The sequence below is a fragment of the Amycolatopsis sp. 505 genome (assembly GCF_031625235.1).
GTDB lineage: Bacteria > Actinomycetota > Actinomycetes > Mycobacteriales > Pseudonocardiaceae > Amycolatopsis.
In genome coordinates this window covers 523,397-536,564 of the sequence record NZ_JACKQP010000001.1, presented here as the reverse complement: position 1 = coordinate 536,564, position 13,168 = coordinate 523,397, and the positions used below count along the sequence as shown (strand labels likewise).

Genomic DNA, 13,168 nt, shown 5'->3' with positions numbered 1-13,168 from the left:
CGGCTGCCGCAGGCCACGGCAACGTCGCCGCGCGGTGCGGCCCACTAGCTCCGGGCCGCCGTCGGATGTCGCGTATGACTCATTCGGGACGTCCGGCGCTGCGAATGAGTCATTCGCGACGCGGCTTGGCAACGGCAGGCCACGGCAACGTCCCCGCGCGGTGCGGCCCACCAGCCCCGGGTCGCCGCGCGACGTGGCTTGGCCCGGCTGCCGCAGCTCACGGCGGCAAACCACACATTACTGTCGGTGCCGCGCCGTACACTCTCCTCACGACGATCGGGCAGCGTTCCCGGGCGGTTCCGGCATCCGGCGGAATTCCACGAGGGCGTTCGATAGGTTGGTCGCGCACCGACGCGGTGGCCGCCATCGTCGAGTTTGAATGAGGGGTCCTTCGATGAGCACGCTGCAGTTCAAGAAGTCGCCGCGGCTGGCGGCACCGCGGCCACCGGGCGGTGAGGTTCACCTCGAGCCGCCGCCCGAGGTGCCCCGGGTGATCCCCGGGAACATCGTGATGAAGGCGCTTCCGGTCGTCATGATCGTCGCGTCGCTCGGGATGATGGTCTTCATGTTCCAGGCCAGCAACCGGAACCCGATGATGATGGCCATGGGCGGCATGATGGTCGTCGGGACGCTCGGGATGATGGCCGGCGGTGGCGGCAAGGGCGGCGGCGCCAAGCGCGCCGAGATGGACGAGGACCGCAAGGACTACCTGCGCTACCTGGGCCAGATGCGCGACCGCGCCCGCGAGGCGATGGTCGACCAGCGCGCCGCCCTGGAATGGGTGCACCCGGACCCCCAGTCGCTGTGGTCGCTGGCCGCCAGCCGCCGGATGTGGGAGCGCCGGCAGAACGACCAGGACTTCCTGCACCTGCGCGTCGGGCGCAGCTCGCACCGCCTCGCCACGCGGCTGGTCCCGCCCCAGACCGGCCCCGTCGACGAGCTGGAGCCGATCGCCACCCTCGCGCTGCGCCGGTTCGTGCGCGCGCACTCGATCGTGCCGGACCTGCCGACCCAGATCACCCTCCGCGGGTTCGCCGCGGTCAGCATGCAGGGCGACCGCGCGCTGACCCGCGGCCTCACCCGCGCCATGCTCGCGCAGCTCGTTTCCTTCCACAGCCCCGACGACGTGCTGATCGCGGTCGCCACCGCGGGCCGCGCGAAGGAGGAGTGGGAGTGGGCGAAGTGGCTGCCGCACGTCCAGCACCCCACGCTGTCCGACGGCATCGGCCAGCTCCGCATGATGGCCGGCTCGCTGGCCCAGATCGAAGACTGGCTCGACGAAGAACTGCGTGACCGCCAGCGCTTCTCCCGCAACGCCACGCCGGCGCCGGACCAGCCGCACGTCGTGATCATCATCGACGACGCCGAGGTCACCCGCGAAGAGCAGATCGTCCTGGAAGAGGGCCTGGTCGGCGTCACGCTGATCGACCTGTCCGACTCCCTCGGCAACCTCGCCGCCCGGCGCGGCCTCCGGCTGGTCGTCGAGCCGGAGAGGCTGGGCGCGCGCAGTGCCGGCGGTGTCGAGTGGTTCGGCCGCCCGGACACCCTCAGCCTGGTCGAGACCGAGTCGCTGGCCCGGCTCATCTCGCCGTACCGCGTCGGCGGTGCCGCGGGTCAGGACGTCGGCGACGAAGAGCCGCTGCTGTCCAACCCGTCGCTGCTGGAGCTGCTCGGCATCCCCGGCGACCCGATGACCTTCGACGTCCAGCAGGCGTGGCGGCCGCGGCCGATCCGCGACCGCTACCGCGTCCCGTTCGGCGTCGGCGAGTACGGCCAGCCGGTCGAGCTGGACATCAAGGAAGCCGCCGCCGAGGGCATGGGCCCGCACGGCCTCTGCATCGGCGCCACCGGTTCCGGCAAGTCGGAGTTCCTCCGCACGCTGGTGCTGGGCCTGCTGGCGACGCACTCGTCGAGCACGCTGAACTTCGTCCTCGTCGACTTCAAGGGTGGCGCGACGTTCCTCGGCCTCGACAAGGCCCCGCACGTCTCCGCGGTCATCACCAACCTCGCGGACGAGGTCACCCTGGTCGACCGCATGAAGGACGCGCTGGCCGGCGAGATGAACCGGCGGCAGGAAGCGCTGAAGAACGGCGGCAACTTCAAGAACGTCTGGGAATACGAGAAGGCGCGCGAAAACGGCGCGGACCTCGACCCGCTGCCCGCCCTCTTCATCGTCTGCGACGAGTTCTCCGAGCTGCTGAGCGCGAAGCCGGACTTCATCGACCTGTTCGTCGCCATCGGCCGGCTGGGCCGGTCGCTGCAGATGCACATGCTGCTCGCCTCGCAGCGCCTCGAAGAGGGCAAGCTGCGCGGTCTCGACTCGCACCTGTCGTACCGGATCGGTCTCAAGACGTTCTCGGCGGCGGAATCCCGCGCCGCGATCGGCGTGCCGGACGCGTTCGAGCTGCCGTCGGTCCCCGGTGGTGGCTACCTCAAGTACGACACCTCGACGCTGGTGCGGTTCAAGGCGTCCTACGTCTCGGGCCCGTACCGGCCGGCCGGCCTCAAGGTGGCCGGCCCGGCGGCGACCGTGGTCCGCGCGGACAAGCGGCCGCAGCTGTTCGTCCCGGACTTCGTCGAGCTGCCGAAGGAGCCGGAGCCGCAGCAGATCGAGGCGCCGGTCCAGCAGCAGCCGCAGTCCGAAGAGGCGGTCGAACCCAGCGAGCTCGACGTCATCGTCTCGCGCCTGGTCGGCCAGGGCCCGCCGGCGCACGAGGTGTGGCTGCCGCCGCTGAAGGACCCGAACTCGCTCGACACGCTGCTGCCCAACCTGAACCCGACCGACGACCGCGGCCTCTCCCCGGTGGGTTACTTCGGCAACGGGCGGCTGCAGGTGCCGCTGGGCATCATCGACCGGCCGTACGAGCAGCGGCGTGACCCGCTGTGGGCGGACTTCTCCGGTGCGGCGGGGCACGGCGTGATCGTCGGCGGCCCGCAGACCGGCAAGTCGACCATGCTGCGGACGCTCATCATGTCGATGGCGCTGACGCACACCCCGGAGGAAGCGCAGTTCTACTGCCTCGACCTCGGTGGTGGCACCCTGGCCGGTCTGGCCGACCTGCCGCACGTCGGCGGGGTCGCGGTGGCCCGGCGCGAGCCGGACAAGGCCCGCCGGATCGTGGCCGAGCTGACCACCCTGCTCACCGAGCGGGAAGGCCGGTTCGGGGCGATGGGCATCGACTCGATGACCGAGTTCCGCAACCGCAAGCGCCGCGGCGAGATCCGGCCGGACCAGGACCCGTTCGGCGACGCGTTCCTGGTCGTCGACAACTGGCGGGCCCTGCGCGACGACTTCGAAGAGCTCGAGACCACGATCACCCGGCTCGCCACCCAGGGTCTGTCGTACGGCGTGCACGTCGTCATCGCCGCCAACCGGTGGGCCGACATCCGCCCGGCGATCAAGGACATGCTGGGCACCCGGTTCGAGCTGCGCCTCGGTGACCCGACCGAGTCGGACATCGACCGGCGCGTCGCGGTGAACATCCCGGCCGGGCGGCCGGGCCGCGGCCTGACCCGCGAGAAGCTGCACATGCTGGGCGGCCTCCCGCGGATCGACGGCTCCAGCGACCCGGAGACGATCGCGGCCGGCGTGGCCGACGCGGTGGCGAAGATCAAGGGCGCCTGGCGCGGCCGCGTCGCCCCGCAGGTCCGCCTGCTGCCGGAGCTGATCACCTACGAAGAGGTGCTCAAGCTCGACTCCGCACGGGACTCGAAGCTGATCCCGATCGGCGTCAACGAAGAGGACCTGCAGCCGATCTACATCGACTTCAACGCCGAGCCGCACTTCTACGCCTTCGCGGACGGCGAGTCGGGCAAGACGAACCTGCTGCGGCAGATCGCCCGGGGTATCTCGGAGCGCTACACCGCCAAGGAAGCGCTCATCCTGCTGGTCGACTACCGGCGCACGATGCTCGGCTTCATCCAGGGCGACTCGCTGCTCGGGTACGCGGTCTCGTCCGCGCAGCTGGAGAGCATGGTCGGCGACGTCTTCAACTCGATGACCCGCCGCCTGCCGGGCCCGGACGTCACGCAGGAGCAGCTGAAGACGCGGTCTTGGTGGAAGGGCCCGGAGCTGTTCATCCTCGTCGACGACTACGACCTGGTGGCCACGTCGACGAACAACCCGCTGCGGAAGATCTCCGACTTCCTGCCGCAGGCCAAGGACGTCGGCCTGCACCTGGTCGTCGTGCGGCGCACCGGTGGCGCGTCGAAGGCGATGTACGACCCGATCATCGGCAAGCTCAAGGAGATCGCGGCCCCGGGCATGGTGATGAACGGCTCGCGCGACGAAGGTGCGCTGGTCGGCAACATCAAGCCGAGCGCGATGCCGCCGGGCCGGGGCAACCTGCTGACCCGGAAGAACGGCAAGCAGCTCATCCAGGTGTCGTGGATCCAGCCCGACTGACGACGGCGGCCGGACGCGCTCCCGGCGGGGTGGGTAGGTTCCTCCCCGGGTGCGCGTCCCGGTGGGGCGCAAGGAAGCCCGAACACGATTGCGGGAGCTGCTGGTGACGGTCCGGGTTGCGGTGGACTTCGGGACATCGAGCACCTGCGTCGTCGCCTCGGTGAACGGGCGCGAGCCGCAGGTCGTGGTGATCGACGGCCAGCCGCTGATGTCCTCGGCCGTGTACGCGGCGGCCGACGGCACGCTGTTCGTCGGCCAGGAGGCCGAGCGGCAGGCCGCGGTCGACCCGTCGCGGTACGAGCCGAACCCGAAGCGGCGGATCGACGAGGGCGAGCTGCTGCTCGGCGAGAACGTCCTGCGGGTGACCGACGTCGTGCACGCCGTGCTGGGGCGCGCGGTGTCCGAAGCGCGCCGCCTGGCCGGGGACGCCGAAGTCGACCTGCTCGTGCTGACCCATCCCGCGGACTGGGGTGCCATCCGCACCCGGCTGCTGCGGCAGGCCGCCGGCGGGCTGGCGCGCGAGGTCGCGCTGGTGCCGGAGCCCGTCGCGGCGGCGGTCTACCACGCGGCGACGTTCGCGCCGCAGGACGTGACCAACGACCGCACCGTCGAGTTCAGTGGGCGCCCCGGCGACGCGCTCGCGGTGCTGGACCTCGGCGGCGGCACGGTCGACGTCAGCGTGGTGCGGCGGCTGCCGGAGACCGCGCGGGACCGGGCCGGCCGTCCGCAGCGCGGCGGTTTCCAGGTGCTCGCCACCCGGGGCGACCCCAGCTTCGGCGGCGCCGACATCGACCAGGCGCTGCTCGAACACGTCGGTTCGCTGGTCTCCGCGGCGGATCCGGGCGCCTGGCGCGAGCTCGTCGAAGGCCGTGAGCTGGCCGACCGGCGCCGTCGCCGCGTGCTGCGCCAGGACGTGCGGGGCGCGAAGGAGACGTTGTCGCGGCACGCCTACACCGACGTGCCGATGCCGCCGCCGTTCGCCGACGCGCACGTCACGCGCGAAGACCTCGAACGGCTGATCGCGGCGCCGCTGGGCCGGGCCGTCGAGCTGACGGTCGCCGCGATCGGCGACGCCGGCCTGCGGCCGAAGCAGCTCACGGCGATCTTCCTGGTCGGCGGGTCGAGCCGGATCCCGATGATCTCCCGGCTGGTGCACGAACGCACCGGCGTCGTGCCGACGAGCCTCGACCAGCCGGAGACGGTCGTCGCGCGCGGCGCGCTGCGGGCGGTCCTGGTGGACCCGGACCGCACCGGCGCGCTGCCCGGCGAAGCGATGGCCCGGCTGGGCGCGGTTCCGGGCGCGAACCTCGGCCCGGCGGCGCAGCGCACGGAGGTCGTCCGCCCCGGCGACGTCGCCCCGCGCCCGGGGGACGGAAGCCAGCGCCCGGGTGACGGGGGCCAGCGTCCGGCACCGCCGCGCACCCCGGTCGCCGCGCCGGGCCCGCCCGGGCCGGCCGGGTTCCCGAACCGCGCGGCCCCGCCGTCGCCGCCCCACGGGCAGCCGGTGGCCCGGCCGTGGACGCCGCCCGCCCGGCCGAACCCGCCGGGGCCCGCCACCGGCCCGCGGCCCGCCCCCGAACCGGAGGGGAAGAACCGCCGGAAGCTGTGGGGTGCCGTCGCGGTCGCGGTGGTCGTCGTCGCCGCGCTCGTCGTCGCCGGGTTCTTCGTGTTCAAGGGCTCCGGGAGCCAAGCGGAGAGCGGCCGGACGCTTTCGCAGTACGACTTCAGGTTCGTCGCCCCGGAGGACTGGGTCCAGACGGACGACCGGGTCGCCGAGAAGCAGGTCGTGATCCACCCGCAGGAGTCCCGGGACGGCAACGACCTCGTGGTCGCGCAGGAGTACGTCATGGACTACGACGCGACCGCGGACCGGCAGAAGCTCGTCGACGAGCTCCGGCAGCTCGCCGAACGGGCGCCGGAACGCTGGAGCGCGTACAACCCGGACCTGTCCTACGCCGGCAAGACCGTGATCGGCTACCACGAGACCAAGCCGGACCGGCCCGATCTCCAGGTCGACTGGTACGTCGTGGCGAAGGGCCGGATCCGGGTCCACGTCGGCTGCCAGTACGCCACCGCCCCGCTGCGCGAGCGGGTCGCCGCCGCGTGCGCGCAAGCCGTGCGCACGGCGGAAATCCTGAACTGAGAGGAGGGCGCGCGGTGCCGTCCGCGGAATTCGAAAGCGCCGCCGCGTCCTTCAAGCGCCTCGGCCAGGACGCGGTGACGCATTCGCGGCGCGTCGCCGGGAACGCGCTCGCCCGCGGCCGGCGGCAGCACAGCGAGAACGCCGAACTGCTGAAGCAGAGCGGGCGCGGCCCGAAGTCCAGCGACCCGACCCCGGGAACGCTGCGCGCGGCCGCCGAACGGTTCCGCCGCGCGCGGGGGCTCACGGTTCCCGCGGTTCCCGATCCGGTTCCTTCGCGTTCGCAATCTCCCGCGCGAGCCCCTCGATCGGGTGACGACGACGAAGACTTTTCCCAGATGCGAATCATGCAGCGCGATCGGTGAAACCCGGGCCGCCGTTGCTGTGCGCGTGCTAATCCCGCTGGTGGGGAACGCGTTTTCGGGTGATGCGTCACCGGTTCGGTGCGGCCGAGGGATACCCGTGGCGATCGGTTCCCACGCCGGGCGTTAACGCAAGCAACTACTTCGGGGCAAACCACGACAAGGGGGAACCGGACGTGGCAGTGTCTGCGTCGTAGGGCCGTACGAACGAACAAGCTTGGTACGGACAACCACCACTCTTTATGAAGGGGGTACCGGTATGAGCGCCGGACAGGGATTCCAAGGGACAGTTGCCCAGTTCACCGAGGCCGAGGGACGCGTCACCGAGGTCCGGGCCCAGATGGACCAGAACCTTTCGACGCTGCGCGACCGCATCGAGGCCACCCGCGCCGGCTGGCAGGGCGACGCGCAGAAGGCCTTCGACCACGTGATGATGCGCTTCGACGAGGACGCCCGCGGCATGGCGCAGGCCCTGCAGCGCATCGGTGAGCTGCTCCGCGAGGCCGGCTCCAAGTACGAGCGTTCCGAGCAGCAGCAGCAGGAGATCCTCGGCGCCGTCAACCGCGGCTTCGACGCTCTCGGCTGAGCACCTCCCGAATCCTTTCTCGACCACCCGACATCTTCAGCTCAAAAGGAGTAAGCCATGCCTGATGGCGCCGGCATTGTCGTCAATTACGCCACCATCCGCGCTGCCGCGGACGACTGCACGCAGACGGGCGGCGAGCTGCAGTCCGCGTTCGACCGCCTCAAGGACGACCTGCGTCCGCTGACCACCACCTGGACCGGTTCCGCGAAGGAGCAGTACGACGCTGCCCAGCGCACCTGGGACCAGAAGTTCGAGGACCTGAAGCAGGTTCTGGCGCAGATCGCCGCCGCCCTGCCGCAGATCGCCGACGGCTACCAGATGACGGACAACGCCGTCGAAGGCCTGTTCTGAGCCGGTAGCCCCGGAAACCACGGCGGGCCCGCACTCCGGTGCGGGGCCCGCCGTTTTCTGTTGTGCGGCAAGGGAAACCTCAGTGCGGTGCGCCGACCTCGTACTCGGGCCGGTCGTTGAGCACCCGCACCGTCACCTTCTTCGGCTGCCCGCCGATGGTCACCGTGCAGTCGAACGTCGTGCCGTTCCGGGCGGCTTCGTTCGCCGGGCACTGCGCATCCTTCACGTCCGGCTCGCCGTAGTTCTCGTTCAGGACCTTGACCACACCGTCCTGAAGGGACTGTTGCTCCAGCACGTCCCCGCGGAACGCGCCCAGCAGCCACGCCGCACCGCCGCCGACCGCGAGCACCAGGACCGCGGCGACCGCGATCAGCGCCGGCTTCTTCGACTTCGGCTTCTTCGCCGGCTCGGCCGGGAACGCACCCAGACCGCCGTACTGCGCCGGCTGGAACCCGCCGCCGTACTGCGGCTGCCCGTGGCCCGGCGTCGGCGCCGGCTGGGACGGCGTCGGCTGGGACGGCGGCTGCCACGGTCCGCTCGGCGGCCCCGGCTGCCACGGCCCGGAGAACGAGCCCGACGGCTGCCCCGGGTGCCACGCACCGGTGTAGGCGCCCGAAGCACCGGGGTCGGCGTTCTGCTGCCACTGCCCGGAGTGCGGACCGGTCGCCTGCTGCTCGGGCTGCCACGCGCCGGGCTGCGGGGCGGCGCCGGAAGCCGGCGGCTGCCACCACTGCGGCTGCTGCGGGTCGGGCGGCTGGGACGGTGGGGTCATCGGGAATCACCTCGGGTCGTGGTCACGCCTCAGCTGCCCTGCGCTTCGCCGAGCCGGCGGTAGAAGTCGTCCATCGCCGCCCGGTCGGGCAGCACCGTGATCTGGCTCGCGTCCGGCAGCTTCGGCATGTCCTGCTGGCTTGCCTTGCCGGTGAACCGGAACTCGTACTTGAGCTCGAGCTGGTGGCCGTCGCCGGAGAACTTGGCCTCCATCACGAAGGAGACCAGGCTGCCGTCGGGGTTCAGCGTGATCGTCGCCGGGACCGCGGCCTTCTTCAGCTCCGGCCCGATCTTGTCCGTCAGGCTCGGCGGCAGGATCTCGACCTTGTTCTTGACGAAGATCTCGAACGGCACGTTGACGGTCAGCGCGGTCTTGCCGTCGCCCAGGCTCTTCGCCCCGCGGACCGCCCGCTTGTCGGCCTGGTAGGCCTGCACGGTCGAATCCGCCATGCGGCACGGCGTCAGCACCCCGCCCCAGACGCACGGGAGGACCAGGCCGCCCTCCGGCTTCGGCATCGACACCCACGCCGTCGGCGAGACGCCCTTCTGCACGTACATCGGGCCGAGGTAGGTGTACTCGACCGTGCCGTCCGCGGGCGTGTACGTGTCGATGATCTCGTCCGGGTTCTTCTGCGACCGGTGCCGCACCGCCCGGCTCTCCGGGCTGCCGGTGCGCGCCGACGTCACCGTGCTGTGGATCCACTTGTCGTCGAACTTGAAGTAGGCGTCCAGCGAGTTGGTGACGTCGCGCGAGTCGGTGATGGTGTCGCCGAGCTTGCCGATGACCTGCTCGAACTTGGCGCCGACGTAGTCCGCCGCGTCGTCGCCCTTCGGCAGCGCCGTGCCCGCCTTCGCCGTGCCGCAGGCGCTGGCCAGGGCCAGCAGGGCACCCAGGACGAAGATCGCCGTCGGTCGTTTGCTCATGCCGTCCCCTGCTCAGCCGTGTCGCCCGGATGGCCCCATCCTCGCGTGTCGCGGTGGCGCGTGCAGGCGCTTCGGCGGGAAAAATCCGGTAGGGTCCCCGCTGCGCCCGGGCCGCTCGGAGCCTAATATGGGCGCTTCCACCACCCCCGATGCGCGGGTGCGGTGACCGTGGGGGTATCTTCATATGTCGTTGTGCGCTGCGGCGCGTAAGCGCTAGGCCCGCACAGAACCCACACGCAATGTTGACGACGAGGTAGACCCTTGCCCACGTACAGCCCCAAGCCCGGCGACGTCACTCGTGCCTGGCACGTGATCGACGCCGAGGATGTCGTGCTCGGACGGCTGGCGACCGAGGTCGCCACGCTGCTGCGCGGCAAGCACAAGCCGACCTACGCCCCGCACGTGGACACCGGTGACTTCGTCATCATCGTCAACGCCGAGAAGGTCGCGCTCACCGGTAACAAGCGCGAGCAGAAGTTCGCGTACCGGCACAGCGGTTACCCGGGCGGTCTGCGGAAGCGCTCGTTCGGCGAGCTGCTGGACACCAAGCCCGAGCACCTTGTCGAGAAGGTCGTCAAGGGCATGCTGCCGAAGAACAAGCTCGGCCGCGCCCAGGCGAAGAAGCTGAAGGTGTACGCCGGCCCGCAGCACCCGCACGCCGCGCAGCAGCCGCAGGCGCGCGAGATCACCAAGATCGCGCAGGTCGCGCAGTGAGTGAGGAACAGTCTGTGACCAGCACCGAGACCGAGGCCCCCGAGGTCGTCGAGACCACCGAGGCGACCGAGACCGGCGCCGTCGCGACCAGCGAGACCCCCGCCGCACCGCGCCCGTCGCGCGCCGCCGGCGGCAACGCCCAGACCGTCGGCCGCCGCAAGGAAGCCGTCGTCCGCGTGCGGGTCGTCCCGGGCACCGGTGAGTTCAAGCTCAACGGCCGCACCCTCGAGGAGTACTTCCCGAACAAGGTGCACCAGCAGCTCATCAAGGAGCCGCTGGTCACGGTCGAGAAGCCGGACTCCTTCGACATCTTCGCCAACCTCAAGGGCGGCGGCGTCTCCGGTCAGGCCGGCGCGCTGCGCCTGGCGATCGCCCGCGCGCTTGTCGAGGTCGACGCCGACGACCGCCCGGCCCTCAAGAAGGCCGGCTTCCTGACCCGTGACGCGCGCGCCACGGAGCGGAAGAAGTACGGCCTCAAGAAGGCCCGCAAGGCCCCGCAGTACAGCAAGCGCTGATCGCGCCCCTGGCGCAACCCACCGGAGCGCCCATCCGTCCATCGGATGGGCGCTCCGGCGTTTTCCGGGTATTCATCTGTGTCGTTTCCGCTGTTCGGAGCGACATCCAGGGGTGGGGGACCGCGGTCCGCCCACGTCGCTAGGTTGTCGTGGTGTTCCCACAAGGAGGTCGATCGATGGCACGCCTGTTCGGTACCGACGGGGTCCGTGGCCTGGCCAACGCCGAGCTGACGCCGGAGCTGGCCATGGCGCTGGCGGCCAGCGCCGCCCGGGTGCTCGCCGCGCACGACCGCTCGCACCGGCCGGTCGCGGTCGTCGGCCGTGACCCGCGCGCCAGCGGCGAGATGCTGGAGGCCGCGGTCGTGGCGGGCCTCACGTCCGCCGGGGCCGACGTGCGCCGCGTCGGGGTGCTGCCCACGCCGGCCGTCGCCTACCTGGTCGGCGCGCTCGAAGCCGACCTCGGCGTGATGATCTCCGCGTCGCACAACCCGATGCCCGACAACGGCATCAAGCTCTTCGCCGCGGGCGGGCACAAGCTCCCCGACGGCATCGAGGACGAGATCGAGGCCGGCCTCTCCGCCGACGCGGTCCGCCCGACCGGCGCCGGTGTGGGCCGCGTCACCGACGTCGAGGACGCCCTCGACCGCTACGCCGCCCACTTGGTCGACGCGACGCCGCACCCGCTCGCCGGGCTGAAGGTCGTCGTCGACTGCGCGAACGGCGCGTCGTCGGCGGCCGCGCCCGAGATCTACCGCCGGGCGGGCGCCGAGGTCGTCGCGCTGTTCGCCGAGCCGGACGGCGTCAACATCAACGAGCACTGCGGCTCCAACCACCCGGAGAAGCTGCGCAAGGCCGTCGTCGAGCACGGCGCCGACCTCGGCATCGCCCACGACGGCGACGCCGACCGCTGCGTGGCCGTCGACTCCGCCGGCGAGCTGGTGGACGGCGACCAGATCATGGCGGTCCTGGCGCTGGCGCTGGCCGAGGCGGGCGAGCTGACCAAGGACACGCTGGTCGCGACCGTGATGAGCAACCTCGGCCTGCACCTGGCCATGAAGGCCCACAGCATCAACGTCGTGACGACCGCGGTCGGCGACCGGTACGTCCTCGAGGAGCTGCGCGCGAGCGGCTTCGCGCTCGGCGGCGAGCAGTCCGGCCACGTCGTGCTCCCGGCCCACGCCACCACCGGCGACGGCCTGCTGACCGCGCTGCGCCTGATGAGCCGGATGGCCGAGACGGGCAAGTCCCTGGCCGACCTGGCCGCGGTGATGAACCGGTTGCCGCAGGTGCTGGTCAACGTCCCGGTGGCCGACAAGGCTGCGGTCGCCGACTCTTCCGAGGTCCGCACGGCCGTCGGCGAGGTCGAAGCCGAACTGGGCGAAGAGGGCCGGGTGCTGCTGCGCCCGTCGGGCACCGAGCAGCTGGTCCGCGTGATGGTCGAGGCCCCGGCGGTCGCCACCGCCCAGGCCGCGGCCGACCGCCTGGCCGGTATCGTCTCAGCCGTTTCCTGACCCGAGGGTGACCACGGCCTCCGCGAGGCCGTGGAACACCGGGTGGGTCTTCCAGCGCACTGCGCCCACCCGGCAGCCGCCGCCGAGGTGCTTCGCCAGTGCGGTGAGCGCGATCTCGCCCTCGGTCACCGCCATCCCGGACCCCGGGCACGCGTGGCGGCCCAGGCCGAACGGCAGGCCGTCGGTCAGCGCGATCGCCACCGGGCCGTCCGGGCCGAAGCGCAGGACGTACCGGGCCGGGCAGATCGCCGTCACCAGCTCCCGTACGATCCGCGGGCCCGAAGCCGCGAGTTCGAGCCCGGCGCAGGCCAGGAAGTTCAGCGAGTTCTCGTAGGCCGCGTGCGCCAGCACCACGGCGTTGATCGTCAGCTCGTCCTCGTCGAGCCGGCCGGCCGCGCGGGCCTCCCGCAACGCCGTCAGCCCGCCCGGCCCGGCCGCCGTCCGGCTCAGCTGCACGGCCAGCCGGAACGCCGACGCCTGCCCGGCCCGGTCGACGCCGCCGAAGACGTCCAGGTTCACTGTCGTCGCCTCCAGGTGGTCCAGGAAGACGTCGTCCAGCTCGACCCCGAGCACCGCCGACGTCACCCGCCCCGCCACCGGCCGCGCGAAGTCGCGCACCAGGTCGAACGACGGCCCCAGCCCGGCCACCACGGTCTCGATCGACGTGCGCAGCGAAGCCGGGAACGGCTCCAGGCCGGCGATGATCTCCCGCAGCACCGCGCGCACGCGGGTGTGTTCTTCGCCGTCCCGCAGGAGCACGCTGGGGGAGCCGCCGCCGGGATTAGACGTCAGCTCGGGCGACCGCAGGGCCCGGGCGCACGCGTCGCGGCCGGAGACCACCGCGATGCCGTGCCGTTCGAACTCGTCCATCGCTTCGACACGGTAGGGC

11 protein-coding genes are annotated in these 13,168 nt (G+C 71.7%); 8 read left to right on the top strand and 3 right to left on the bottom strand.

Features of this window, described 5'->3' with window-relative positions; genetic code table 11:
• Positions 1-394: 394 nt before the first annotated feature.
• From eccCa to H5965_RS02625, 5 genes are all read left to right on the top strand, one after another.
• The gene (gene eccCa, locus H5965_RS02645; protein ID WP_310967655.1) at positions 395-4,405 is read left to right on the top strand and encodes a type VII secretion protein EccCa; all 4,011 of its coding nucleotides are present in this window, start codon (positions 395-397) and stop codon (positions 4,403-4,405) included.
• 103 nt (positions 4,406-4,508) lie between these two features.
• Entirely contained in the window at positions 4,509-6,548 is a 2,040-nt protein-coding gene (locus H5965_RS02640; protein ID WP_310968481.1) for a type VII secretion-associated protein, read from the top strand.
• A 14-nt stretch (positions 6,549-6,562) separates the two neighbouring features.
• Positions 6,563-6,910, top strand: a complete 348-nt coding sequence (locus H5965_RS02635) for a hypothetical protein (protein ID WP_310967654.1) — start codon at positions 6,563-6,565, stop codon at positions 6,908-6,910.
• Positions 6,911-7,166: 256 nt separating this feature from the next.
• Positions 7,167-7,493, top strand: coding sequence for a WXG100 family type VII secretion target (locus H5965_RS02630; protein ID WP_310967652.1), 327 nt, complete (start codon positions 7,167-7,169; stop codon positions 7,491-7,493).
• A gap of 57 nt (positions 7,494-7,550) precedes the next feature.
• On the top strand, positions 7,551-7,844 hold the full coding sequence (locus H5965_RS02625) for a WXG100 family type VII secretion target (RefSeq protein WP_310967651.1): 294 nt from the start codon (positions 7,551-7,553) through the stop codon (positions 7,842-7,844).
• A 79-nt stretch (positions 7,845-7,923) separates the two neighbouring features.
• On the opposite strand, the gene H5965_RS02620 is transcribed toward H5965_RS02625, so the two are convergent.
• Both H5965_RS02620 and H5965_RS02615 read right to left on the bottom strand, forming a co-directional pair.
• The gene (locus tag H5965_RS02620; protein ID WP_310967650.1) at positions 7,924-8,616 is read right to left on the bottom strand and encodes a DUF4333 domain-containing protein; all 693 of its coding nucleotides are present in this window, start codon (positions 8,614-8,616) and stop codon (positions 7,924-7,926) included.
• A gap of 29 nt (positions 8,617-8,645) precedes the next feature.
• Positions 8,646-9,539 (bottom strand): hypothetical protein, encoded by an 894-nt coding sequence (locus H5965_RS02615; protein ID WP_310967649.1) that lies wholly within the window; start codon positions 9,537-9,539, stop codon positions 8,646-8,648.
• A gap of 261 nt (positions 9,540-9,800) precedes the next feature.
• On the opposite strand from H5965_RS02615, the gene rplM reads away from it, so the two are divergent.
• From rplM to glmM, 3 genes are all read left to right on the top strand, one after another.
• The gene (gene rplM, locus H5965_RS02610; RefSeq protein WP_004560141.1) at positions 9,801-10,253 is read left to right on the top strand and encodes a 50S ribosomal protein L13; all 453 of its coding nucleotides are present in this window, start codon (positions 9,801-9,803) and stop codon (positions 10,251-10,253) included.
• 14 nt (positions 10,254-10,267) lie between these two features.
• Positions 10,268-10,768 (top strand): 30S ribosomal protein S9, encoded by a 501-nt coding sequence (rpsI, locus tag H5965_RS02605; RefSeq protein WP_310967646.1) that lies wholly within the window; start codon positions 10,268-10,270, stop codon positions 10,766-10,768.
• Between the two features lie 176 nt (positions 10,769-10,944).
• Complete coding sequence (glmM, locus tag H5965_RS02600) at positions 10,945-12,279, top strand: phosphoglucosamine mutase (protein ID WP_310967645.1); 1,335 nt, start codon at positions 10,945-10,947, stop codon at positions 12,277-12,279.
• Here the strand turns inward: glmM and H5965_RS02595 are convergent.
• Positions 12,265-13,149 (bottom strand): cytochrome P450, encoded by an 885-nt coding sequence (locus tag H5965_RS02595; protein ID WP_310967644.1) that lies wholly within the window; start codon positions 13,147-13,149, stop codon positions 12,265-12,267. The two genes, glmM and H5965_RS02595, sit on opposite strands and share 15 nt — an antisense overlap.
• Positions 13,150-13,168: the final 19 nt, after the last annotated feature.